At 64.1% G+C, this 24524-nt stretch carries 23 protein-coding genes and 1 tRNA gene; 12 read left to right on the top strand and 12 right to left on the bottom strand.

Features of this window, described 5'->3' with window-relative positions; all coding sequences use genetic code 11:
* Window positions 1–54 precede the first annotated feature (54 nt).
* From BW975_RS05000 to BW975_RS04985, 4 genes are all read right to left on the bottom strand, one after another.
* Window positions 55–1617, bottom strand: a complete 1563-nt coding sequence (locus tag BW975_RS05000; RefSeq protein WP_076531516.1) for a trimethylamine methyltransferase family protein — start codon at window positions 1615–1617, stop codon at window positions 55–57.
* 73 nt (window positions 1618–1690) lie between these two features.
* Window positions 1691–2584: a DMT family transporter gene (locus tag BW975_RS04995; protein ID WP_076531514.1), complete on the bottom strand. Its 894-nt coding sequence runs from the start codon at window positions 2582–2584 to the stop codon at window positions 1691–1693.
* Window positions 2581–3276 (bottom strand): HAD family hydrolase, encoded by a 696-nt coding sequence (locus tag BW975_RS04990; protein WP_076531512.1) that lies wholly within the window; start codon window positions 3274–3276, stop codon window positions 2581–2583. The genes BW975_RS04995 and BW975_RS04990 overlap by 4 nt, the downstream gene beginning before the upstream one ends.
* Window positions 3273–3557, bottom strand: a complete 285-nt coding sequence (locus BW975_RS04985) for a DUF3572 domain-containing protein (protein ID WP_076531510.1) — start codon at window positions 3555–3557, stop codon at window positions 3273–3275. Before BW975_RS04985 ends, BW975_RS04990 begins: the two co-directional genes overlap by 4 nt.
* Before the next feature lie 87 nt (window positions 3558–3644).
* On the opposite strand from BW975_RS04985, the gene BW975_RS04980 reads away from it, so the two are divergent.
* The 3 genes from BW975_RS04980 (at window position 3645) to BW975_RS04970 (ending at window position 6333) form a co-directional block, all read left to right on the top strand.
* Entirely contained in the window at window positions 3645–5042 is a 1398-nt protein-coding gene (locus tag BW975_RS04980) for a diguanylate cyclase (RefSeq protein WP_076531508.1), read from the top strand.
* A gap of 163 nt (window positions 5043–5205) precedes the next feature.
* A complete protein-coding gene (locus BW975_RS04975) occupies window positions 5206–5619 on the top strand; it encodes a DUF983 domain-containing protein (RefSeq protein ID WP_076533402.1) in 414 nt (137 codons plus the stop codon).
* A gap of 6 nt (window positions 5620–5625) precedes the next feature.
* A complete protein-coding gene (locus tag BW975_RS04970; protein WP_076531506.1) occupies window positions 5626–6333 on the top strand; it encodes an NUDIX hydrolase in 708 nt (235 codons plus the stop codon).
* Here the strand turns inward: BW975_RS04970 and BW975_RS04965 are convergent.
* The 3 genes from BW975_RS04965 to BW975_RS04955 are packed head-to-tail and all read right to left on the bottom strand — an operon-like array spanning window position 6296 to window position 8292.
* Window positions 6296–7189: a DMT family transporter gene (locus BW975_RS04965; protein WP_076531504.1), complete on the bottom strand. Its 894-nt coding sequence runs from the start codon at window positions 7187–7189 to the stop codon at window positions 6296–6298. The two genes, BW975_RS04970 and BW975_RS04965, sit on opposite strands and share 38 nt — an antisense overlap.
* Before the next feature lie 19 nt (window positions 7190–7208).
* Window positions 7209–8093, bottom strand: a complete 885-nt coding sequence (locus tag BW975_RS04960) for a fatty acid desaturase (protein ID WP_076531502.1) — start codon at window positions 8091–8093, stop codon at window positions 7209–7211.
* The gene (locus tag BW975_RS04955; RefSeq protein WP_076531500.1) at window positions 8080–8292 is read right to left on the bottom strand and encodes a DUF2061 domain-containing protein; all 213 of its coding nucleotides are present in this window, start codon (window positions 8290–8292) and stop codon (window positions 8080–8082) included. The genes BW975_RS04960 and BW975_RS04955 overlap by 14 nt, the downstream gene beginning before the upstream one ends.
* Window positions 8293–8405: 113 nt before the next feature.
* Between BW975_RS04955 and BW975_RS04950 the strand changes: the two genes are divergently transcribed.
* Complete coding sequence (locus tag BW975_RS04950; protein ID WP_076531498.1) at window positions 8406–9263, top strand: helix-turn-helix domain-containing protein; 858 nt, start codon at window positions 8406–8408, stop codon at window positions 9261–9263.
* A 4-nt stretch (window positions 9264–9267) separates the two neighbouring features.
* Here the strand turns inward: BW975_RS04950 and BW975_RS04945 are convergent, their stop codons facing one another.
* Complete coding sequence (locus BW975_RS04945; RefSeq protein ID WP_076531496.1) at window positions 9268–10314, bottom strand: aldo/keto reductase; 1047 nt, start codon at window positions 10312–10314, stop codon at window positions 9268–9270.
* Window positions 10315–10422: 108 nt separating this feature from the next.
* Here BW975_RS04945 and BW975_RS04940 point away from each other — a divergent pair, with 108 nt between their 5' ends.
* The 4 genes from BW975_RS04940 to BW975_RS04925 all read left to right on the top strand — a co-directional run bounded on the left by BW975_RS04940 (window position 10423) and on the right by BW975_RS04925 (window position 14995).
* Window positions 10423–11034 (top strand): ImuA family protein, encoded by a 612-nt coding sequence (locus BW975_RS04940; RefSeq protein ID WP_076531494.1) that lies wholly within the window; start codon window positions 10423–10425, stop codon window positions 11032–11034.
* Between the two features lie 155 nt (window positions 11035–11189).
* Entirely contained in the window at window positions 11190–12413 is a 1224-nt protein-coding gene (locus tag BW975_RS04935; RefSeq protein ID WP_076533400.1) for an MFS transporter, read from the top strand.
* A gap of 78 nt (window positions 12414–12491) precedes the next feature.
* Entirely contained in the window at window positions 12492–14210 is a 1719-nt protein-coding gene (gene metG, locus BW975_RS04930; RefSeq protein ID WP_076531492.1) for a methionine--tRNA ligase, read from the top strand.
* Window positions 14211–14545: 335 nt separating this feature from the next.
* Window positions 14546–14995, top strand: a complete 450-nt coding sequence (locus BW975_RS04925; protein WP_076531490.1) for a hypothetical protein — start codon at window positions 14546–14548, stop codon at window positions 14993–14995.
* A gap of 275 nt (window positions 14996–15270) precedes the next feature.
* Here the strand turns inward: BW975_RS04925 and tig are convergent, their stop codons facing one another.
* The 3 genes from tig to BW975_RS04910 all read right to left on the bottom strand — a co-directional run bounded on the left by tig (window position 15271) and on the right by BW975_RS04910 (window position 18151).
* Window positions 15271–16605 carry a trigger factor gene (gene tig, locus BW975_RS04920; protein WP_076531488.1) on the bottom strand — a complete coding sequence of 445 codons (1335 nt, stop codon included), beginning with the start codon at window positions 16603–16605 and terminating at the stop codon, window positions 15271–15273.
* 109 nt (window positions 16606–16714) lie between these two features.
* The gene (locus tag BW975_RS04915; RefSeq protein WP_076531486.1) at window positions 16715–17869 is read right to left on the bottom strand and encodes a benzoate/H(+) symporter BenE family transporter; all 1155 of its coding nucleotides are present in this window, start codon (window positions 17867–17869) and stop codon (window positions 16715–16717) included.
* 196 nt (window positions 17870–18065) lie between these two features.
* Window positions 18066–18151, bottom strand: a tRNA-Leu gene (locus tag BW975_RS04910).
* A 135-nt stretch (window positions 18152–18286) separates the two neighbouring features.
* Between BW975_RS04910 and lipB the strand changes: the two genes are divergently transcribed.
* Complete coding sequence (gene lipB / locus BW975_RS04905; RefSeq protein WP_076533398.1) at window positions 18287–18937, top strand: lipoyl(octanoyl) transferase LipB; 651 nt, start codon at window positions 18287–18289, stop codon at window positions 18935–18937.
* 81 nt (window positions 18938–19018) lie between these two features.
* Here lipB and BW975_RS04900 read toward each other — a convergent pair whose 3' ends face one another.
* A complete protein-coding gene (locus tag BW975_RS04900; protein ID WP_076531484.1) occupies window positions 19019–19387 on the bottom strand; it encodes a hypothetical protein in 369 nt (122 codons plus the stop codon).
* Between the two features lie 531 nt (window positions 19388–19918).
* Between BW975_RS04900 and ctaD the strand changes: the two genes are divergently transcribed.
* From ctaD to BW975_RS04885, 3 genes are all read left to right on the top strand, one after another.
* Window positions 19919–21595 (top strand): cytochrome c oxidase subunit I, encoded by a 1677-nt coding sequence (gene ctaD / locus BW975_RS04895; protein ID WP_076531482.1) that lies wholly within the window; start codon window positions 19919–19921, stop codon window positions 21593–21595.
* A gap of 191 nt (window positions 21596–21786) precedes the next feature.
* Complete coding sequence (locus BW975_RS04890) at window positions 21787–22890, top strand: histidine kinase dimerization/phosphoacceptor domain -containing protein (protein ID WP_076531480.1); 1104 nt, start codon at window positions 21787–21789, stop codon at window positions 22888–22890.
* 309 nt (window positions 22891–23199) lie between these two features.
* Window positions 23200–24510 (top strand): Hint domain-containing protein, encoded by a 1311-nt coding sequence (locus BW975_RS04885; RefSeq protein WP_076531478.1) that lies wholly within the window; start codon window positions 23200–23202, stop codon window positions 24508–24510.
* Window positions 24511–24524 lie beyond the last annotated feature (14 nt).

Raw genomic sequence — 24524 nt, 5'->3', positions numbered from 1 at the left:
GCCAAGCGCGCCCACCAAGCCAGCGCGCGCGGAGCGCGCTCCTTTTGGCTGTGCTCAGAAGTCGGTGGGCGCACCGCCTTCTGATTTGCGCCGAGCGACGAAATCGGCCAGTTCTTCGCGAATGGCATCCTCCATCGGAGGGGCCTCAAAGCTGGCGAGAATATCCTGCACCACTTGATGCGCGCGCTGCGCGGTCCAGACGCCGCCCGCCGCCTCCCATGCCTCGAAATTGCGCCAATCGCTGAGGAATGGCTGGTAGAAGGCGGTGGCGTAGCGGTCCTGCGTATGCTGGATGCCAAAGAAATGGCCCTGATTGCCGACCTCGGCGATGGCCTCGACGGCGATCTCGTCGGGGCCGGTGGCCGTGAGGCTCGGGTCCATGTAACGCTGGATATGCTGCAGGATCTCACAATCCATCACGAATTTCTCGGGGCTGGCGATCAGTCCGCCCTCCAGCCAGCCCGCCGCGTGATAGACCATATGCGCGCCCGACTGGACGGCGGACCAAAGGCTGTTGGACGTCTCCCATGTCGCCTGCGCGTCGGGCACGTTGGCGGCGCAGACGCCGCTGGCGCGCATGGGCAGCTTGTAGAGACGGCAAAGCTGGCCGGTCATCTGCGTCGCGCGCATGTATTCGGGCGTGCCGAAAGCGGGCGCGCCGGATTTCATGTCGACATTCGAGGTGAAGGTGCCGATGGCGCAGGGCGCGCCGGGGCGCACCAGTTGGGCCAGCACCACCGCCACCAGCGCCTCGGCCAGCGATTGCGCCACCGCGCCCGCCATCGTCACCGGCGCCATGGCGCCTGCCAGGGTAAAGGGCGTTACCACCAGCCCCTGCCCGCGCCGCGCGAGGCGCATCCAGCCGTCCAGCATGGGCTCGTCATGCTTGAGCGGCGAGGTGGAGTTGATGTTGGTATACATGCGGGGGGTTGCGTCGAACTCGGCATGGCTTAGCCCGCCCGCGATGCGCACCATCTCCATCACGTCCTCGACGCGCTCGCGGCCCAGTGAGTAGGCATGCGCCACCTTGTCGGTCAGAGTCAGCTTGTCGTAGAGCACATCGAGATGGCGCACCGAGGCGTGGATATCCTGCGGCTCGACCGGGTAGCCGCCGACGAAATGGATGCAGTTGAAATACTGGCTGAGCTTCAGAAGGTTCGCGCACATCTCGCGCGTGCCGGTCACCTTGCGGCCCAGCTTCATGTCCCAATAGCTGGGCGGCGATGACACGTTGCCAAAATTGAGATGGCGCCCGCCCATGGTGATTTGCCGGTCCGGGTTGCGCGGCGTGATCGTCCAGCTTTCTGGCGCGAGGGCGATCATCTCCATCACGAAGTCGCGCCCCATGCGCAGGTTGGTGCCCGCGATGGTGCAGCCGGTCGAGGCGCGGAAAACCTCGAGCGCCTCAGCATTCAGGATCTCGATCCCGATCTCCTCGAGGATGCGCATCGCGCCGTTGTGGATCGCGGCGACGCCAACGTCGTCCAGCGGCTCGGTCGGACGGTCGATGTTGAGGGGCGGCGCCCAGGGCATCTGTTCGATCACCGCCGTGCCGCGGCGCCCGGTATTGCCCGCGCGCCCGCCGCTGCGCCCTTTGCGCTTGAGTGCTTCTGCCATGGGGCGTCCTTTCGCGCGTGTTGCCCTCCATGATGCATGGCGCGGGGCGCGGCAGTGTTCACTTAGCGGCAGCTTAGGTCGTTTTTGCTCGATACCGGCGCGCTTGGCGCCGCGCGTGCAGCAGGTAGGTGGCGATGGCCACCACCACAATGCCCCCGCCCAGCAACATTCTAGGCGTCAGCGCCTCGCCCAGCGCTAGCCAGACCCAGGCCGGGCCCAGCACAGTCTCGAGCAGCAGGAGCAGGCTGACATTCGCGGCCGCAGTATAGCGCGAGGCGATGGACAGCGACAGGAACGAGACGGGCAAAATGATGCAGCCGGTGATCGCAATGGCCCAGACATTCCCATCCGTCATCTGTGCCGGCCCCGTCGCTGTCACCCCGGCAACCCCCGCACAGAGCGCGCCAAGCCCTATCAGCAGCGGGATAGGCAGCGCGGGGCGCGCGCGCAGCACGACGAAATTCGCCGCCAGCATCAGCGCGACGGCAAGGCCCGCAAAGGCTCCGAACAGCACGGCGCCCGGCGTGCCCTTCATGTCTTCGCCGCCGAGGACAGCGATGCCGATGCCCATGGCGACCACGCCGATGGTGATCCAGGTCGCCCGTGCCGTCCTCTCACCCAGAAAGGCCCAGGCCAGCAGCGCCGCCCAGATCGGCGTAGTGGCGACACCAAAGAGTACGATGGCCACCGGCGCCGCGCCGATCCCGAGGGCGAAAAAGGACGAGTTGAAGAATTGGCACGCCACGATGGCAAGGCCTGCGCCGCTGGTCAGAAGAGCCAGATCCGCGCGGCGTGTGCGGCTGGTCAGAACCCATATCAGTGTCAGTGACAGTCCCATGAATATGCCACGCCAGCCCAGCATTTGCGGGCCGGACATCTCGGACAGACGCAGGAACATCGCATCCGGCGTCAGCACCAGCGCCCCGAAACTTGCCAGCGCGAGGCCGAAGGCTGGATGGCGCGTCACCTGTCCAGCCAGGCGGGGATATGTCCGATATCGGGCAGGACGGCATCTGACAGGGACGCCAACTCATCCGCCCCGGCCATACCGGTCAAGACGCCCAGCGTCCACATGCCCGCCGCGCGTCCCGCGCGCAAATCATGTGTGCTGTCGCCCACCATGACGCACTGCACGGGGTCGAGCGCGTGCTGACGCGCGAAGGCGAGCAAGGGATCGGGCGCAGGTTTGGCGCCGTGGCCGCTATCATAGCCGGCGACGAAATCGAAATGGTCCAGCACGCCCGCGCTGGTCAGATGCGCGCGCGCTCCGTGATCCGTGTCGTTGGTCACAACGCCCAGCTTCAGACCCCGTCCCGCGAGCCCTGTCAGAAACGGATCCAGCGGAACGGGCGGACGCAACGGCGCCGCGCCCGAGCTTTGGCGCATATGCTCCTCGATGTCGTCCGCATTTGCGCCCGGCAGCGCCGCCGCCAGCGCTTCGGCGCCTTCACGGTTGGTTGCGGCTATAATCGGACTTGTGGGCAGAAAGCGGCAGGCGGCCAGATCAAATTCGATGGCGCGGGCCAGCGCCTCGGCGTTACCGTCATGTGTGCGCGCCAGATCCTGCAACAAATCGTGCGTCCAGACGGACCAAGTTGTGTGAAAGTCGAAAAGCGTGCCGTCCTTGTCGAAGATGATGCCCGTGATAGTAGCGCTCATGTCCAATGCTCCACCTGCCCGCCGGGCAGCATCGCGCGCGCTTGCAGCGGCGCGTCGTTGGGCAATCCGGCATCGCGGCAGAAATCAACGACCCATTCATCATTCATCGTCAGAAAATCCAGAACCGCGCCCAAGAACTCCGGGTCGGCGGCGCCGCGGCGCAGATCATCCTCGCCCGCGCCGGTTGCGCCCATGAAAACAGGCATCAACTCGTCATTTGAGATCAGCCACCCAAGGCATTTCAGAGCGACTGTTTCGGCGGATTCCCGCGTATAATTCATAGAGGTAAAATTCTCGGAAAGGTTTTCTTAACTTCTGGCATGGATAGTCGAGCTTGAGAATAGGGCAAGTCAGAAAGGCGTTCGCCCATGTCAGGCAAAATTTTGATCGTGGACGCGGTGGCGACCAACCGGATCGTGCTGAAGGTGAAACTTTCGGCAGCGCATTTCGAGGTGCATCAGGCGTCCAGTGGACGGGCCGCGATGGCGGCTCTGCGCGACGTGCAGCCCGACCTGATCATCCTGGGCGCGGCGCTCAGCGACATGAGCCCGGCCGAGTTGATCGCCGCCCTACGCGCGCGGCCCGACCTGGCGGCGGCTCCCATCGTGGCGCTTTTGCCCGAAGATACCGGCGCGGCGCGCATCGCGGCGCTGCGGGCGGGGGCGGATGACGTCATCACCCAGCCCATAGACGAACGGATCATGCTCGCCCGTCTGCGCGGGCTGCTGCGTCAGCACCTGGCCCTGCAGGACATGCGCCTCAACGCAGGCCCCGACCGCGCCGTCGGCTTTGGCGAGGCGCAGGCCATGGCCTTGCGTCCCGGTCGCATCACCATACTTGGTGTTCAGATGACCGAGGCGATGGCCCTGCGCACCCGTCTGCGCAGCGCCTGCCGCCACCAGATTACCGCGCTGCCCACTGGCGGGCCAATCACCGGCGCACCGGGCGCGCCAGCGGCGGATGTGTTCGTCCTGATGTTCCCCGCCATGTCCGAGGATCGCGCGCTTGAGGTCATGGCCGAGTTGCGCACATCGCCCGAGGCGCGCCATGGCCGCATCGTCTGTCTTCTGCCCGACGAGGGGCGGAGCCTTGCCGCCAGCCTTCTGGATATGGGGGCCAGCGACGTTATTGCTGGCTCCGCAGACCTGGCCGAGCTGATGCTGCGCCTCGACCGCCAGATCCAGCGCAAGCAATCCGTCGACCACCTGCGTGCGCGCCTGCATGACGGGCTGCGCGCCGCGATGATCGATCCGCTGACCGGGCTTTACAACCGCCGCTTTGCCATGCCGTTTCTCAAAGGGCTGGCCTTGGCCGAAGAGGGTGCGGGGCCGGGCTTTGCGGTGATGCTGGCCGATCTCGATCATTTCAAGCAGATCAACGACCGGTTGGGCCACGCCGCCGGCGACCGGGTGCTGTGCCATGTCGCCGACCTGTTGGGCAGCAGCCTGCGCGAATGCGATCTGGTCGCGCGCATCGGCGGCGAGGAATTTCTGATCGTCATGCCCGGCGCCGACGGCACCGAGGCCCGGCGCGCCGCCGACAGGCTGTGCCGCCGGATCGGCGAGGCCGGCATCGCCCTGCGCGGACAACCCGAGCCGGCCCATGTCACGGTCAGCATCGGTGTCGCCATGGGCCAGCCCCAGCCGACCGAGCGGCGCGCCGCCGCGCATGTGGACGCCCTGCTGGAGGAGGCCGATCGCGCGCTCTACCGTGCCAAGGCGCGCGGGCGCAACACTGTCACCGTCGGGGCGCGTCCCGCGGCCTGACGCAATGCAGCCCCCGCGCGGCCAGACGCGGCAAATGCGCGCGACATCGCCCGCGCCTGCGCCGCAGCCCTTCCAATTTGCCTCCTCTTATATCAAGTTGCCCCGATGGCGCTCCTGTCCTGGTGCGCGCGATGAGTATCAAGGTGACGATATGGCGAATGAAATGGCGGAGAGTGGCGCGGCACCCGGCACCGCAGATGCAGCCTCCACGGACGAGCGGCTGCTTTGGCCCGCGCTGCGCAAAGGGTTTCGCCGCAAATGCCCCAATTGCGGGTCCGGTCCGCTGATGAAAAGCTATCTCAAGGTGCGCGAGGCTTGCCCCGTCTGCCGCGAGGATCTGTCGCATCAGCGCGCCGATGACGGCCCGGCCTATCTGACAATCCTGATCGTCGGCCATATCATGGCGCCTGCGCTGCATATCGCCTTCGTGCAGTTCCGCCCCGAGCCGATGCTTCTCTTTACCATCTTCGCCGTCGGATGCGCGGGGCTGTCTCTCTACCTTCTGCCACGGCTGAAGGGCGCGATTGTCGCCTTTCAATGGGCGCGCCACATGCACGGCTTCGGCGCCCAGCCCTAAGCCGCGATGACCCCGCCCGACGCCCCCATTCGCAATGCCGCCACCGTGATCGTCCTGCGCAAGGACGGACCGGCGCCCAGCGTCTTGATGGGTCAGCGCGGCGCATCGGCGGCCTTCATGCCGTCGAAATTCGTCTTTCCCGGCGGCGCGATCGATCCGGATGACGCCACCGTTCCTCTGGCCGGTGCCCTGCCCGATATCTGCGCCCAGCGCCTCTGCGAGGATTGCGCGCCGGATCTGGGCCATGCCCTCGCCGCCGCTGCCATCCGCGAGCTGTGGGAGGAGGCTGGCCTCATCATCGGGCGCTCCGGCACCTGGACGGGCGCGGTCCCGCCCGATTGGGCCAGCTTTGCCGCGCGCGGTCATCTGCCGGATGCGGGCGCGCTGCAATTCGTCTTTCGCGCCATCACGCCGCCGGGGCGGCCCCGCCGGTTCGATGCGCGCTTTTTCCTGATCGATGCGGACCATATTGTCGGAGATCCCGACGACTTCAGCGCCGCCACGGACGAGCTGAGCCACCTGCAATGGGTGCCCCTGCCCGAGGCGCGCCGCTTCGATCTGCCGTTCATCACCGAGGTGGTTCTGGCCGAGGTCGCGGCGCGCGCGCATGATCCGGCGCCGCCCGCTTCGGTCCCGTTCTTTCGCAACGACGACGAAGAAAGCCTCTTTCTGCGCCTCAGCGGAAGAGGCCCACTGCAATCACGGATGCCGTGACCAGTGCGACGCCTGCGCCCTCGCGCCGCGTGATACGCTCTCCGAAGAAGAGCCGCGCCGCGATCAGCGAAAAGATCACCTCGACCTGCCCCACCGCAAAGACATAGGCCGCGTTCTGAAGCGTGAAGGCGGTGAACCAGCACAGGCTCCCGCCGAGGCCGGTCAGCCCCATCCATACGGCGGTGCGGCGCGCGGCAATGACGCGCCCGATCTCGCCACCCTCGCGCCAGCGCAGCCATGCAGCCATCGCCAGCGCCTGTGACGTAGTGACAGCGGCCAAGGTGACCAGCGCGCGCATCAGCGCATCATCCGAGCTGACCTGCAACGTCGCCCCGCGATAGCCCACCGCCGACACGGCAAAGAGCGCACCCGCGATCAGGCCCAGCGCCGCCGCGCGGTTGAAGATGCGCCAGCGATCCGCCCCGGCGCCACCCGACAGGATCACCACACCGACAAGGCCGAGGACGATGGCCGCCATGCCCGCCGCGCTCACCCGGTCGCCCAGCACGATCAGGCCGATCAGGGCGGTCTGCACCGTCTCGGTCTTCTTGAAGGTGATGCCCACCGCGAAGTTGCGCGCGGCGAAAAGCGCGACCATGCACCATGTGGCAAGGATCTGCGCCAGCCCGCCCGACAGCGCGTAAGGCCAGAACATCGGGCCGAGCGCGGGCATGCCGCCGCCCCTGTGCCAAAGATAGAGCGCCGCCAGTACCAGCACGAAGGGCATCGAATAGGCGAAGCGCGCGAAGGTGGCGCCGCCTACCGAGAGCGTGCCCATGCTCAGATGTTTTTGCAGCACGAAGCGCAACGTCTGAAACGCGGCGGCGGCGATGGAGAGGAGGATCCAGGCTTGCATGCCCCCTCATGCCGCTATTTCAGGGGCGCGGCCAGAGCGGATGCGCCACGCTGTCCTTGGCGCGCAGGAAATAGTCGCGGAAGATCGCGCCGTAGCCGGAATAGACATAGCCGTCATTGCGCCGCAGGTAATGCGCGCGGTTCCGGGCATAGACCCGCGGCAATTCATACCACGGCACCTGCGGATGCGCGTGATGCACCGCGTGGTAATTGTTGTTGAGAAAGAGCAGAGCCAGCGGCCCGCGATCCTCGATCACCACGCTGCGGCCCCGCGCGCGCTCATGTGCGCGGTGCTCCAGAAAGGTGCGGATCTTGAGCAGGGACATGGCGCCGTAGGTGGCCATCAGATACGCCCAGATCGGCATGGGTGCGGCCCAGATCCAGGCCAGCACCGGCAGCACCGCAAGGCCGTGCAGTGCCCAGGCGCGCCGGATGCCCGCATCGCCCGCGCGGATGGCCCGCCAATCGGCGCGCAGGAACACGGCCATGCCGATGACCGGCCCGATGATCAGACGCCCCAGCAGCGTGTTGTTGAAGCGCAAGGCGGCTTTCAGCACAGGGGGCAAACGCGCCCAGACGACCGGGTCGAGATAATTGCTCTCGGGATCGTCATAGGGATCGGTCAAGAGCGCGTCGCGGTGATGCGCCAGATGTGTGTCGCGGAACCTGTAGTAAGGCACCCAAAGGCCCAGCGCAGGCCAGATGGCCGCAGCATTTGCGCGCGCATCGGCAAAAGGATGGCCATGCAGCGCCTCATGGCTGAGCGAGCTGTGCTGCGCGATGGCCAGCGCGGCAAGGACTACGCTAAGGGGCAGCCACAGCGCCGCGGCCCATGTCGTGGCCAGCGCCCAAAGCGCGTAGGTGGCGATCATCAGCGCCACGGTGGGCCATTCAGGCCTGCGCATCGACGCGCCCCCAAGAGATGCGCGACCAGATCCGTTCGTAAAGGAAGTAGAGGCTGAGGCCGATTGCCGTGTTGATCACTGCCATCACGCCGCCCGCGCTGACCGAACCGGTCATGATGTATCCGACAAGGCTCATGACCAAGAGGCCGTTGACGTTCCAGATGACTGCCTTGACCAAGGTGCGGCGGGGCCGTTCCATAAATCCTCCGTTAAATTTCAGGGTGTTGATGGGGCCAGAGGTAACCCGCGCCGCATGGACTGCCCATTCAGTATGTAGTTAACATTCTGCCGCATTGGTGATAATTATCAGCAATGATGGCAAAAACAGACAAGCGCGCCCGCGCCGCTCTCTTTCGCTCGCGCCTTGCCGAGGCGATGGGCACGCGCCGCATCAGTCAAAGCGCGCTGGCCCGCGCGATCGGCGTCGATCGCTCGACCGTGTCGCAATTGCTGGCCGGGACCGGCGCACGCCTGCCAAATGCGCAGGTGGTGGGCGAATGCGCGCGCAGCCTCGGGATTTCCGCCGATTGGCTCCTCGGTCTCACCGACCGGCCCGAGACGGCGGCGGATATCCTCGCCAACTCACTGTCACTGACCGAGGCGCCCCGCGCGCTGGTCGATGCGCAGATCTTCGAGTGGCACAAGGAGGCGGCAGGCTACAAGATCCGCCACGTCCCCGCCGCGCTGCCCGATATGCTGAAAACGCGGGCAATGCTGGAATGGGAATACGAGCCCCATCTGGGCCGTAGCACCGATCAGGTGATCGGCGCGTCCGAGGACAGGCTGGAATGGATGCGGGGCGCGCAGTCGGATTACGAGATCGCGCTACCTTTATATGAGATGCACAGTTTCGCGCGCGGCGAGGGGTATTACCGGGGTCTGCCCCTGCCCGTACGGCGCGCGCAGGTGGAAAAATTGATCGAGGTGACCGAGGCGCTCTATCCGCGCCTGCGCCTGTCGCTCTTCGACGCGCGGCGCATCTACTCGGCCCCTGTGACCATCTTCGGGCCGCTGCTGGCCGTGGTTTATATCGGGCGCAATTACATGGCCTTTCGCGATACCGAGCGGGTGCAGGCCCTGACCGGGCATTTCGACCACCTTCTGCGCGAGGCATCGGTGGCCGACCGCGAGATGCCCGAGTATCTGCGGGGTCTCGCGGCCGAGATGTAGCGCCCTAGAAGGGCATGGGGTGCGCGTGATGCGCCTGCTCGATCTCTTCCAGTACCGCATCGGACAACGTCAGGTCAGCCGCATCCAGCGCCAGATCCAACTGCTCCAGATTGGTCGCACCGATGATGCAGGCGGTCATGAAAGGCCGGGTGAGCGTCCAGGCCAGCGCCATGGTCGACGGGTCCAGCCCGTGGCGCTCAGCGATATCGAGATAGGCCTGCGTCGCCGACCAGACGCGCGGCGCGATGCGCCCGCCCAGATCCGAGGTGATCGACTTGCGCGATCCTTCGGGCAGCGCGGCGCCGCTTTGGTATTTGCCGCTCAGAAGGCCCGCCGCCAGAGGGGTGAAAGCCAGAAGGCCCACATCCTCATGCGCCGTCACCTCGGCCATGTCGGTGTCATAGAGGCGGCACAGAAGCGAATATTCGTTCTGCACGCTGGCGACGCGCGGCCAGCCGTTCGCCTCGGCCATCTGCAGGAATTTCATCGTGCCCCAGGCACTCTCGTTCGAAAGGCCGAAATGGCCGATCGTGCCGCGCTGCACCTCGGCGTGGATCGCCTCGAGCGTCTCGTTCATGTTGTCCAGAACCTCGGCAGTGTCCTGGCCGGAGGGATCATAGCGCCAGTTCTGGCGGAACATGTAGCTGCCGCGATTGGGCCAGTGGAACTGGTAGAGGTCAATGTGATCGGTCTGAAGCCGCTTGAGCGAGCCTTCGACCGCCTCGCGGATGCTGGCCGCCGTAATGGGCGCGCCGCCGCGCACATGCATCAGGCCCTTGCCCGACACCTTGCTGGCGAGGATCATGTCCTTGCGGCGGCCCGTTTTTGCAAGCCACGTGCCGATGATCTCTTCGGTGCGGCCTTGGGTTTCGGCGATCTTGGGCTGGGTCGGATACATCTCGGCGGTGTCGACAAAGTTCACACCGCGCTCCAGCGCGCGATCGATCTGGGCGTGGCCCTCGGCCTCGGTGTTCTGGCTGCCCCAAGTCATCGTGCCAAGGCAGATCTCTGTGACCATCAGGCCGGTGCGGCCAAGCGGGTTCATCTTCATCAGGCGGATTTCCTTTGCGCTTTTGGCTGGCAAGGTAACGTGCTTGGGCGCGAGGTCACGTGCAAAATACGGATTGAGAACATAGGGAGAACATTTTATCTTGGCTCCATGTCAGTCCTGCCGAATCTCGACCCCAAGAGGGGCCATGCGTCCTTGCCCGTTCTGGGCGATATCGCCCTGCCACTGGCGCGGCTGCATGAGATCTGCGGACCGGCGCGGCACATGATGGCGATGCTGATCGCCGCCGCAACACGGGGGCCAGTCATGTGGATCGCGCCGCCTTGGCAGGCGGGCGCCCTCAACCCCGATGGCATGGCGGCCTTTGCCGGGCCCGAGCGGTTCATCTGGATCGCGCCTGAGCGGCCCGCCGATACGCTCTGGACGCTGGAGGAGGCGCTGCGCAGCGGCGCGGCCCCGCTGGTGATCGCCGATCTGCCCGGCCCGCCCGGCCTGACGCCGGTGCGCCGCCTGCATCTGGCCGCCGAGGCGGGCGCAGCGATGAAGATGGGCGCGCCGCTGGGCCTGATCCTGACTCCCGGCGCCGGGGGCGCGCCCGGTATCGAGACGCGTTGGCATATCGCCCCCGCGCATACGCCCGGCGCGCATTGCTGGACCTTGACACGATTGCGCGCACGCACAGCGCCACCCGCCTGCTGGCGGCTGAGCGCGCCTGCATCGGGTCAGCCCGGTCCGCTGCGCATGGAGGCGCTGGCGACCTGACCGGGCGCTGACCGCCTGCGCGCAGGCGGGATCGGAAAACTTCGTTTTCCGGCCTCCGGCGGGGATATTTAGGGCAAGAAGATGCCAAGGGCTTGGCAAGGCCGGCCAGCTATGAGCAGCTAGGCGGGGGCAGCCGGGCAAGAGGGAGCATGGCCATGCGCATCGTCATTTCCTTTGCCGCGCTTTTCCTGTCGGTCATCCTGATGCAACTGGCGTCGGGCGGGCTGGGGCCGCTCGATGCGCTGAGCGGGCTCGCACTGAATTTTACGACCTCCGAGATCGGCCTTCTGGGCTCGGCGCATTTTCTGGGCTTTTTCATCGGCTGCTGGTGGGCGCCGCGGCTGATGGGCAGTGTCGGGCACAGCCGCGCCTTTGCCGCCTTTACCGCCGCCGGGGCGATGTCGCTGATCGGGCATATGATGGTGATCGACGCCTATGCCTGGGCGTTGATGCGCGTGGCGATGGGGCTGTGTGTGGCCGGATGCTATACCGTGCTGGAGGCCTGGCTGCAGGCCAAGGTCACGAACGCCACGCGCGGGCGCGCCATGGGGGTCTACCGCGTGGCCGATATGGGCGCGTCGCTTTTTGCGCAGATGTTGATCTCGGTGCTCGAGCCGGCCTCTTATGTCTCGTACAACATCCTAGCGCTTATCTGCTGTGCGGCCCTTTTGCCCATCACGCTGACGCGGGCCGAGCAGCCCGAGACGCCAAGCGCGCCGCGCCTGCGCCCCATGCTGGCCATCGCCTGCTCGCCCCTTGCGGCGGCGGGCGTGGTCACGGCCGCGCTGAGCAGTGCGACCTTCCGCATGGTCGGACCGCTTTATGGCCAGCAAGTGGGATTGGCGATCGAGCAGATCGCATGGTTTCTGGCCGCCTTCGTGTTGGGCGGTGCGCTCGCGCAGTTTCCGGTGGGCTGGCTGGCGGACAAGTACGACCGGCGCCACGTTCTGATCGGATTGTCCATCGCCGCGGTTATCAGCTGCATCGTGACCGCCTATCTCGGCGCGCTGTCGGCCAATGGGGTGATGCTGACCGCGTTCTTCTTTGGCCTGACCTCGTTTCCGATTTACTCAGTCTCGGCAGCCCATGCCAATGACTTCGCGACATCCGAGCAGCGCGTCGAGCTGTCCGCGGCGCTGATGTTCTTTTACGCGCTGGGCGCCATTGCCGCGCCTCTCGTGGCATCCAAGCTGATCCAGGGCTACGGCCCCTCGGCCATGTTCATCATGATCGCGGCGGCGCATATCGTGCTGGTGATCTTCGGTCTGACACGCATGCGGGTGCGCCCTACCAAGACCGCGCGCACGCGCTATGTCTGGAGCCCGCGCACCTCGTTCATCGTGGGCCGCCTGACGCAACGCTTTCGCGACAAGGGCTGAGAGGGCGCGCCGCGATCCTCTGGCCATGACTGCGCCGCTGCGCTAAAGCGGGCGCCAAGGCATCAAGCGAGGCGCGGCATGGCACGGCATCTGATCACATCGGCAATTCCCTATATCAACGGGATCAAGCATCTGGGCAATCTCGTGGGCAGCCAGCTGCCAGCGGACCTCTATGCGCGCTATCTGCGGGGGCGCGGGCACGAAGTGATGTTCCTTTGCGCCACCGATGAGCATGGCACGCCGGCCGAGCTGGCCGCCAAGAAGGCCGGCAAGCCCGTCGATCAGTACTGTGCCGAAATGCACGGCGTTCAGGCCGAGATCGCGCGCGGCTTTCGCCTCAGCTTCGATCATTTCGGACGCTCGTCGAGCAAGCAGAACCATGCGCTGACCCAACATTTCGCGGGCCGCCTCGCCGATCAGGGGCTGATCCGCGAAGTCAGCGAAAAGCAGGTCTATTCCATCGCCGACGAGCGTTTTCTGCCCGACCGCTACATCGAGGGCACCTGCCCCAACTGCGGATACGACAAAGCCCGCGGCGATCAATGCGAGAATTGCACCAAGCAGCTCGACCCCACGGACCTGATCGATCCGCGCAGCGCCATTTCCGGCTCGACCGATCTGGAAGTGCGCGAGACGAAACACCTTTATCTGATGCAGTCGGGCATGCGGAGTCAGCTAAACGCCTGGATCGACGAGAAGGCGGATTGGCCCATCCTCACCACGTCCATCGCGCGCAAATGGCTGAATGATGGCGACGGCCTGCAGGATCGCGGCATCACCCGCGATCTGCATTGGGGTATTCCGGTCAAGCGCGGCACTGAGGATTGGCCGGGCATGGAGGGCAAGGTCTTCTACGTCTGGTTCGACGCGCCGATTGAATACATCGCCTGCGCTGGCGAGTGGGCCGAGGCGCATGGCCTTGACGACGAGGCATGGGAGCGCTGGTGGCGCACCGACAAGGGCGCGGATGACGTGCGCTATACGCAGTTCATGGGCAAGGATAACGTGCCCTTCCACACGCTCAGCTTTCCGGCGACCATCCTCGGGTCAGGTGAGCCGTGGAAGTTGGTCGATTACATCAAGTCGTTCAACTACCTCAATTACGATGGCGGGCAGTTCAGCACGTCCCAGGGCCGCGGCGTCTTCATGGATCAGGCGCTGGATATCCTGCCGCCGGATTACTGGCGCTGGTGGCTGCTGAGCCACGCGCCCGAAAGTTCGGATGCCGAGTTCACATGGGAGAATTTCCAAAGCTCGGTGAACAAGGATCTGGCCGACGTGCTGGGCAATTTCGTCAGCCGCGTGACCAAGTTCTGCCGCTCGAAATTCGGCGAGGCGGTGCCGGAAGCCGGCGACTTTGGCCCCGAGGAAGAGGCACTGATCGAGAACATCACCGCCCGCGTGCGCGCCTATGAGCGCTGCATGGAGGCGATGGAGGTGCGCAAATCCGCCGCCGAGCTGCGCGGCATCTGGGTGGCCGGCAATGAGTATCTGCAATCGGTCGCGCCGTGGACCATCTTCAAGACCGACCCCGACAAGGCGGCCGCGCAGATCCGCCTGGCGCTGAACCTCGTGCGCCTCTACGGCGTGCTGAGCGCGCCCTTCGTGCCGGATGCGGCGGCGGACATGCTGAAGGCGATGCAGACCGAGGATGACAGCTGGCCCGATGACGTGCGCGCGGCGCTAGAGGTCCTGCAGCCGGGCCACGCATTCACCGTGCCGGACGTGGCCTTTGCCAAGATCACCGATGAGCAGCGCGAAGGCTGGCAAGCGCGGTTTTCCGGCGTGCGGGAGTAGTGGACGCGCCAAGCGATACGGCCATGACGGCTGGACATAGGCGAGCGATTGAAGAGCTTTGGGACATAATTGCACGTCGTAGTGTGATCCCTATCGTCCCATGTCAGCTTTGCGGACTAAGCGGGCTTTCGCTGCAGCTGCGCCAATGTCTGCTTTGGCTTTCCCAATACCCTTTAGAATTCGCATCCACATATGCCCGTAGAAAGCACATTCAAATTTCTGCAGACATCAAATAAACAGCCTGTGTTGATGCTCTGCGATCTCGACTGCGATCCGACCGATGAAGAAGTCGGCGCGCAATTTGATCGCAACAGGTGAAGAAGGCTAGGTGTCTTATGGAGTTAGAGAACTATACATTTATGCAGTTCATACCGACCTACTTTTTGTGGTTCGGCGGTGCGGCGGTGACTATTTTCACTGGCCTGTATGGCATACGTGCAAGCCAACCCAAAGCCTTTACCAAGCTGCAGAAAGATGTGCTGCCTATCGGCTTCGTGATCATGATTGGCCTTATGGCACTGATGCTGTTGGGGGAACGGCTAAATCTTGGCCTTAACGCTTCGATACTCAAAGACCTACCGCTTGATCAGAACGCCGGTCAATTTCAAAAAGATCGTGTAGAAACCCTCTATGAGCAGAACCGCCGCACATCGCTTTTGATAGATCTGCTGCTTTTTGGATTGATGGCGCTAGCGATTACAGCTTACGCGATGGATTTCATTGAATGGCTTCTCATAGACGAGGACGAGGAAGAGCGAAAAGAAAACGGTCAGCCCAAGGACTGATCAATTTCCATGATGTATAATTAGCAAGCAAGCGGTTTTCGTTTCCTACAAATGCAAGCGGATCATCAATACCATGTAAGAATGCGCGCGATTTGTTAAGGTAATACGCTCACAGATTCGACACCCGCTTAGAGTTGAAAGCCACCGTTTACGCAATTTGCGGCATCGTAAAGTACGGGCTCGAAGCCGATATTCGCCGCAGGCTTCATCCCTTAACGAAATAAGGGCGGATCCAGCGACCCGCCCTTTCGAATTCCCGCTGACTCGAGAGGCGCTTACGCCTCGTCGTCCAGCTTCTCGATCTCTCTCTCCAGCTCGGCCTTGGTGACCTCTTTCTCGGTCACCTTCGCCTGCTCGGCGACGTAGTCGATGACCTTGTCCTCGAAGATCGGCGCGCGCATCTGCTGCTGCATCTGCTGGTTCTGCTGGATGAACTCGAAGAACTGACGCTCTTGGCCCGGATACTGGCGGGCCTGCTCCATGATGGCTTGCGTCATTTCCTGATCGGTCACCTGGATCTCGGCGCGCTGGCCCAGTTCGGCCAGCAGAAGGCCCAGACGCACGCGGCGCTCGGCCAGCTTGTTGTGCTCGTCCGTGGTCTCGATCTCGGGGTGATCGTGGCCCTGAACGTCGGGATTGTCGTCATGCCACAGCTGATGCGCGATCTGCTTGGCTTCCTGCTCGACCATCGAGGGCGGCAGCTCGAAGCTGACCATCTTGTCCAGCTCGTCCAGCATGGCGCGCTTCATGACGGCGCGGGCGGCGCTGCCATACTCGGCCTCGAGCCGCTCGCGGATCTGACCCTTCAGCGCATCGAGATCCTCGGCGCCGAATTTCTTGGCCAGCTCGTCGTCGATCTCGGCATCCTTGGGCGCCTTCACGGCCTTGATGGTGCAGCTGAAGACAGCCTCTTTGCCGGCCAGGTGCTCGGCCTGGTAGTCCTCGGGGAAGTTGACGGTGACGTCCTTTTCCTCATCGGCCTTCACGCCCACCAACTGCTCTTCGAAGCCGGGGATGAAGCTGTTCGAGCCCAGAACCAGCGGGTAATCCTCGGCCGAGCCGCCGTCAAAGGCTTCGCCATCGACCTTGCCGACGAAATCCATCGTGATCTGATCGCCGTCCTTGGCCTTGGAGCCTTTCTTGCGGTCCTCGAAATCCTGCGCGTTCGACGCGAGGTTCTTGAGCGCCTCATCGACAGCGGCATCATCGGGAACGACCTTCAGACGCTCCAGCTTGATCTTGCCAAGGTCCAGTTCGGGGATCTCGGGCAGCGCCTCGTAGGACATCTCGACCTCGACGTCGTCGCCCTCTTTCCAATCCTCGTTGGTCATCTTCATCGCCGGCTCGGCGGCGGGGCGCACGCCTGCTTCGGCGAAATGCGCCTTCATGGCGTCATCGACGGCCTCTTGCATGGCCTCGCCCAGCACGCGCTGGCCGAAGTTCTTCTTGAGCAGGGCCAGCGGCACCTTGCCCTTGCGAAAGCCCTTCATCTCGACGTCGGGCTGCGCTTCTTTCAGCTTGTCCATGACCTTGGCGTCCAGCTCCTGAGCGGTGAGGAGCATCGTGTAGGCGCGCTTGAGGCCTTCGTTCTGGGTCTCGGTGACCTGCATTGTTCGTCCTTATCCATTGCATTCGGGCCGCGGAGGCGTCCGCGGCGGTCAAAATCAAAGGCTTTCTAGGGGTGCGGGCGCCCCGGCGCAAGCGGAGTCTTGGCAGCATTCAGCCCCGGCGAAGACGGTCCCGCGCGGCCTCGACCGCGACCAGACCAAGCCCTGCGACCAACCCCCAGAAGGCAGCCCCGACGCCCATCAGGCTGAGGCCGGAGGCCGTCACGACGAATGTGACGGCGGCGGGCGCGGCATGTCGGCCACTGGCCAGCGCCCCGCTGAGTGATCCGATGAAGGGACCAAGCAGCGCGGCGCCCGCGACCACGGCAATGAGGGCGGGCGGAAAGCTGGCGAAGAGGAGCACGAGCGGCATCGCCACCACCGCAATGGCCGTATAGCCCGCCGCATAGACCGGGCCGGTCAGCCAGCGCTTCGCGGGATCGGGATGCGCGTCCGGCCCGGTGCAGATGGATGCGGTAATAGCGGCCAGGTTAATACTGTGCGCGCCCCACGCCGCCGAGACGAGCGAGGCGAGGCCCGTCACCGTCAGGATCGAGCGCCCCGGCACCGGATAGCCTGCCGCGCGCAAGACCGCAAAGCCCGGCAGGTTCTGCGACGCCATCGTCACCAGATAGAGCGGGATCGCGACGCCAAGCACCGCGCCTGCGTTCCATTCGGGCCTGATCAGCGCCATGGGCGGCAGCCCACCCTGCCAGACCGGTTGCGCCATACCGAGGCCGATCGCCAACGGCACGCCGACCGCCAGCACCGCCAGCACGGCCCAGATCGGAGAGAAGGCGCGCACCACAAAGAAAAGTGCGAGAAGCGGCAGCACCAGCGCCTCCGCCCCCGGGATGACCCGCGCGGCCTGCGCGACGAAGCTGAAAAGGACTCCGGCCAGCATGGCCGAGGCCACCTCGCCCGGTATGCGCGCCACCGCGCGCTCAAGCGCGGGGATGAGGCCGGTCGCGATCAGCATGAGCGCCGCGATGACGAAGGCGCCCGCCGCCACCTCCATTGAGGTCGCCGTAACTCCGGCCAGCACGGCAGCGCCGGGCGTGGACCAGGCGGTGACGATTGGCAGGCGATGGCGAATGCTGAGAATCGCCGTGGTCGCCATCATCGACAGGCAAAGGACCGTGACCCAGGTCGCCTTCTGCCCCTCGCTAGCGCCCAGCGCATCCGCCGCGGACAGAATAATGGCGACCGAGCCGCCGAAACCCACGAGGACGGCGACGAGGGCCGAGATGATGACGGAGATGCGCATATGCGGCAGCTTTCCTCGCGGCCATGACAGGCCCGCATGCTTAGCGATGGAGACAGGTGCGCCACAAGGGAGGAAATAGAGAGAGGTGCTGGTGAGAATCCGCTCACGGCATTTCACTGCGCAAAGCGCCTGCCGCTGGTCGTGCATGCTTGGGGTCGGTTTGAGGAGGTGAATTTTGCAAAGCCAAATTCACCATTGGTGCGGTCGAGAAGACTCGAACTTCCACGGGTTTTACCCCACAGCGACCTCAACGCTGCGCGTCTACCATTCCGCCACGACCGCACTGTCATGGTGTGTCCCGGCGTTTAGCGCCTCTGGACAGGTTTGTGAAGAGCAAATTCCCCGCTTCGGCAAAGAGCGCGCTCGCGTCGCATCCGGCGCTTTTCCATCGTGCTGCGCTGGGGTATCACGCCGCCCATGATAGAGTGGAAAATATCGCCGGGCCTTACAGGCTATGAAGACGCCGTTGCCGAGATGGAGGCTCGCGTGGCCGAGATCGCGGCCGGCACCGCGCCCGAGCTGATCTGGCTGCTGGAGCATCCGCCACTCTATACTTCGGGCACCTCGGCGCGGCCCGAGGATCTGCTGACGCCGAACCGATTCCCTGTGCATGATGCACGGCGCGGCGGCCAATACACCTATCACGGCCCCGGCCAGCGTGTGATTTACGTTATGCTGAACGTCGGCATGCGAGGACGCGACGTACGTGCCTTCGTCGCGCAACTGGAAGCGTGGGTGATCGCGGTGCTGGACGAGTTCAACGTGAAAGGCGAGTTGCGGGATGGTCGCGTCGGTGTCTGGGTAACGCGGGAGGACAAGCCGCTTGGCCCCGACGGCATCCCACCCGAGGACAAAATCGCCGCGATCGGTGTGCGCCTGCGCAAATGGATCAGCTTTCACGGCATTTCGATCAACGTCGAGCCGGATCTGGAGCATTTCAGCGGGATCGTGCCTTGCGGCATCGCGCAGCACGGCGTGACCAGCCTCGTTGACTTGGGCCTGCCAGTCACAATGGCCGATGTCGATGTCGCCCTGCGCAAGAGATTCGCAGAGATATTCGGCGACTGACCGCGCGCGTGTGGTCGAGCCGCGCAGCAAAAAGCCCGCGATCCGGGTGGGATCGCGGGCCTCGATTAGCCTGCTGACAGTTTAGCCTGCGGTCGGGTGCATCGCATCCTTGACCATCAGGTCGTCGCCGCCTTTGCAGTGCTCAACGATCGAGGCTGCATAAGCTTCGTCATCACCGCGCGCCATGTCGTCGCGGCCTTCTTTGCCGGCGTCGTCATTCTTGGTGCCATCGTCGTTGGCTTGCTCGGTCGCGACGCCTGCTTCGGTCGAGTCTTCGCCGGTCGCCATGTCGCGGGCGCCTTCGCGGCCCATCTCGGCGCGTGCCGACAGCTGGTCCTCGGCGGCCATTGCGTTGTACTCGCCACATGTCATCGCCATCGCGCCGGTCGACATCAGGGTACCCACGGTCAGGGCGGCGGCGGCGGTGGTCAGCTTGCGAAAGTTGGTCATTTCAAACTCCTAATTACTTTTCAGACAACGCGTTCCCTGCGGTGGTGCAAGGCGCTGCGTCGCTTGGGGTCACAACACACACTGATCGAGATCAGTTCCCGCGCGCCGCATTTTTTTGGTGAGTTTTTTGGAGTAACCCCGGCCCGGATTGGACCGGGCGCCGTCCGATACCCTGTATTTACTGGCAGTTGGGATAGCCAAACACACGAAAGAAACGGCGCAGGTTTTTGTCACCCGCCCTAGCGAAGCAAGCCGCGCCACGCAGAACGGCGCTGCTGTGACGCTGTCTGCGACATCCGGCACGAGGGCTGCGGCCCATGCGCGAACGTGCGCTGAAGAAGGCGAACGACGCCTGCAGAAAGTGCATTTTGCAGCCCGCCAATCGAATGGGGGTGCGACAATTTAATTTGCAAGATCACCACCTAGGGCGTTGCCGCCCCCAGCATCGCGCATTAAAACGGGCGTCAGCATTCCCGGCTGCAATGCGCCTATTGCGGTGCGCGGCCGGACCCATTCCAGCAGGAGGCACATATGGCAGATGCAGCCATTCATGGCCACGACCACCAGGATGAACGCGGGTTCTTCACACGGTGGTTCATGTCCACGAACCACAAGGATATCGGTATCCTTTACCTGATCACGTCGGCGCTTGTCGGCCTGCTATCGGTTCTTTTCACCATCTACATGCGTCTCGAGCTCATGGAGCCGGGCGTTCAGTACATGTGCCAGGAAGGCGCGCGTTTCATCGCGGATGCCGCCGCGACCTGTACGCCTGACGGCCACCTGTGGAACGTGATGATCACGTATCACGGCGTGCTGATGATGTTCTTCGTGGTGATTCCCGCCCTCTTCGGCGGTTTCGGCAACTACTTCATGCCGCTGCAGATCGGCGCGCCCGATATGGCGTTCCCGCGGCTGAACAACCTCAGCTACTGGCTCTACGTTGCCGGCACGTCGCTGGGCGTGGCCTCGATGCTGACGCCGGGTGGCAGCAATGGCGCGCTGGGTGCCGGGGTGGGCTGGGTTCTCTATCCGCCGCTGTCGACCAGTTCGCCGGGCATCTCGATGGACCTCGCGATCTTTGCCGTACACGTCTCGGGCGCCAGCTCGATCCTCGGCGCGATCAACATCATCACGACGTTCCTCAATATGCGCGCGCCGGGCATGAGCCTGTTCAAGGTGCCGCTCTTTTCGTGGTCGATCTTCGTCACCGGCTGGCTGATCCTGCTGAGCCTTCCGGTTCTGGCGGGTGCGATCACGATGCTGCTGACGGACCGCAACTTCGGGACGACCTTCTTTGATCCCGCAGGTGGTGGTGATCCGGTGCTGTACCAGCATATTCTGTGGTTCTTCGGTCACCCCGAGGTCTACATCATCATCCTTCCGGGCTTCGGCATCATCAGCCACGTCATCGCCACCTTCTCGCGCAAGCCGATCTTTGGCTACCTGCCGATGGTCTGGGCGCTGATCGCCATTGGCGCGCTGGGCTTTGTCGTCTGGGCGCACCACATGTACACTGTGGGCATGTCGCTGACGCAGCAGTCCTACTTCATGCTGGCAACGATGGTGATCGCGGTGCCGACGGGCGTGAAGGTGTTCAGCTGGATCGCGACGATGTGGGGTGGCTCGATCGAGTTCAAGACACCCATGCTCTGGGCGTTCGGCTTCCTCTTCCTCTTCACCGTGGGCGGCGTGACGGGTATCGTGCTGTCGCAGGCCGGTATCGACCGTGCCTATCATGACACCTACTATGTCGTGGCACACTTCCACTATGTGATGAGCCTCGGTGCCGTCTTCGCCATCTTCGCAGGGGTCTACTTCTACTTCCCCAAGATGACGGGCCGCATGTATCCTGAATGGGCGGGCAAGCTGCACTTCTGGACGATGTTCATCGGCGCCAACCTGACATTCTTCCCCCAGCACTTCCTGGGCCGTCAGGGCATGCCCCGCCGCTACATCGACTACCCCGAAGCCTTCGCAACCTGGAACTACTGGTCCTCGATCGGTGCGTTCCTCAGCTTTGCCAGCTTCGTGTTCTTCTTCGGCGTGATCCTCTATGCGCTGTTCTACGGCCGCCGCTCGACCGAGGCGAACCCGTGGAACGAGTATGCGGACACACTGGAATGGACCCTGCCCAGCCCGCCGCCCGAGCATACGTTCGAGCAGCTTCCCAAGCGGGAAGACTGGGACAAGGGCCACGCCCACTAGGCGGTCCGCGACCACAAGGCAAAAGATCAAGGGCCCCGGACGACCAGTCCGGGGCCCTATCCATTCCGCCCTTGCCCATTTACGCGCCTCGCGGCAAAATCCAGCCCATTATACGCTGGCACTTCTCGCCCACGCCAAAGCCCATCACCCAGGGGCCCCGCAAGGGCGCCGCGCATCACCAGGACAGTGCCGTGGAAGCAAAGCCCCACCCCAGACAGAAAGACCGGCTGGAGCGGCTGCACAGCTACGACATACTCGATAGCGAGCGTGAGACGGATTTCGACGATATCGCGCAACTGGCATCGAAGATCTGCGGCACGGCGATCTCGGTGGTCAATCTGATCGATGCAGACCGCCAGTGGTTCAAGGCCGAAGTCGGCCTTGGCGTGCGCGAGACACCGCTGCAAACCTCGATCTGCAGCCATGTCATCCTTGAGGAAGATTTCGTCGAGATCCCCGATACGCTCAAAGACCCGCGCATGGCCGATAATCCGCTGTGCAACGGGCATCCCGGACTGCGCTTCTATGCGGGCGCGATCCTGAAATCCGAAGACGGCCTGCCGCTCGGCACGCTGTGCGTTCTGGATTACGCCCCCCGCACACTCAACCAGATGCAGCGCGATGCGCTGCGCGTGCTGGCGCGGCAGGTGATGGCTCAGTTGGACATGCGCCGCGCCCTGTCGGCCAACACGCTGCTACGGCAAGAGGTCGATCACCGGGTCAAGAACTCCCTGCAATCGCTGTCCTCGCTCGTCAGCATCCAGTTGCGCCGTGCGCAGCACAAAGAGGCGCAGCGCGCGTTGCAAACCGTGCAATCACGGATCGAGGCGGTGGCGCGGCTGCACAGCCAACTTTACCGGACCAGCGACCGGATGCTGGTGGATCTGAGCGCCTACTTGAAAGAGATGTGCCGGAATATGGCGCATGTGGCGCCGCCGGGTGTGCATCTGTCGCTAAAGGCCGAGGATTGCGATGCGCCTGCTGGGCAGGTGGTGGCCGTCGGTACGCTGGTCAACGAATTCGTGGCCAATTCGTATAAACATGCATTCTCGGACGGCCGAACGGGGCGCGTTACCATAAGCATCGCCCATGGGGATTTGCCCGACACGCTGCGCGTGACCTGCTCCGATACCGGGCCGGGCCTGCCGAAGGACGTGGATACGTCCAAAGGGGGATTGGGCACGCTGATCACGCAGGTCATCAGCGCCGAGCTGGGGGCCGAACTGGAGGTCGCCTCCTCTTCGGACGGGCTGCAGGTCAGCCTGAAATTTGCGCTTGAGGCTCCCGAAGCGTAAATTGCTGACGGCGCGCGCAGCCCGTGGCACGCGCCGCGATTACAGCATCTTTTCTTAAAGTCTTCCGCAAATCCTGTGCCGAAAGTCAGGGCCGAGCCAGCGCGATTTAAGCGCCGGTTCAGCTTTGCGTGCGAGACCTGTGTCTGAGACGGCGGGATCGATCGTGCCGGGATGGGTGACCAGCGGCAGGCCGAACCGATAACTTTCGCAGTCGGCGCCCGTGCGGGGTGCCATTTGGAGACATGGGATGAAGGACCACGAACAGTCTGACACCGCCCCGCAGGGCGCAATGCGCGGGGACGCGCACTGATGCCCACCTACACGATCGTGGGTTATGACAAACCGAACCTTGGCCCGAACGAGATCCCGGCCGGAGGCGCGATCAAGGTGCAGGACGGGGATGTATTCATCCTGTCCCCTACCGCCGCCGACAAGATCGAATTCCAGAGTGCGGGCGGCAAGGTGGATTTCGAGCTGCGCATCGACAGCAGCAACCCCAATGATTTCGACATAAAGTTCGCCGAGAACGTGACCCCGACGATGACCATCGCGGACAATGTCGATCTGTCCAATATCAAGATCGACGCCAAATCCGCCGATGGCCTCATGATCGACGGCGGCGACGGCATCACCATCGAGAAGCTGGACGGCTCGGCCAAGGGGCCCAATACGATCACGCTGGGCGATCACTTCACCACCACGGACTTGTTCACCTTGGGCGAGGCGGACGATATCCTGATCGTCGGCGACAAGGCGACTTTCACCGATATCGATACCGGCGCGGGCAATGATACTCTCCGCATGGACGACGACGCCACTGCGAACAAGGTCAAGACGGGCGATGGGAATGACCGGATCTTCATCGCCAATGATGCCACTATCAAGGAGTTGGATGGCGGCTTGGGCAACGACACGCTGAATACGGCCAGCGCCCCCGCGAAAACCGGTAATGTTGAGACGACCAATGTCGTCTGCTTTGTCTCAGGCACCTTGATCGAGACCGCGGGCGGCCCCCTTCCGGTCGAGCGGTTGCGGCCCGGACACATGGTCTTGACCGCCGATCATGGCTTGCAGCCGCTGCGCTGGCACGGGGTGCAGGTGCTGGCGGGGGCGTGGCCGGAGCAGTCGCGCGTCACGCCCATCTGCATCGTGGCGGGCGCGATGGGCCATGGCCTGCCCACGCGCGATCTGATCGTCTCGCCCCAGCATCGCATCTGCATCGGCTCGCCCATCACGCAGCGGATGTTCGGCGAGGAAGAGATTTTCGTACCCGCCAAGAAGCTGGCGCCCTGCAAGGGGATCGCGCCGTATCCTGCCGGGCGGCGCGTGATCTTTCACCACCTGCTTTTCGATCGACATGAAGTGATTTTTGCCAACGGACTGCGCTGCGAAAGCCTGCTTTTGGGTCCCCATGCGCGGGACGCGTTGGGTGCGCAGGCGCTGAGCGAAATCGCGGTTATCAAGGCGCGACTGGGCGCGCAAAGCCTTTCCGAGACCATGGCGCGCCCTTGCCCCGCGCGCGGTGCGCGCCTGCGGCGAATGCTGACGCGTCATCAGAAGAACGGTAAGGCACTGGCCCTCGCACCAATGGATGCGGCATTACAGGCATTGGCCGGCTAGACGCGCGCCGCTGC

Source organism: Roseovarius nanhaiticus, from assembly GCF_900156535.1.
In the GTDB taxonomy this organism is placed as follows: domain Bacteria; phylum Pseudomonadota; class Alphaproteobacteria; order Rhodobacterales; family Rhodobacteraceae; genus Roseovarius; species Roseovarius nanhaiticus.
This window is presented reverse-complemented; position numbering and strand designations above follow the sequence as displayed.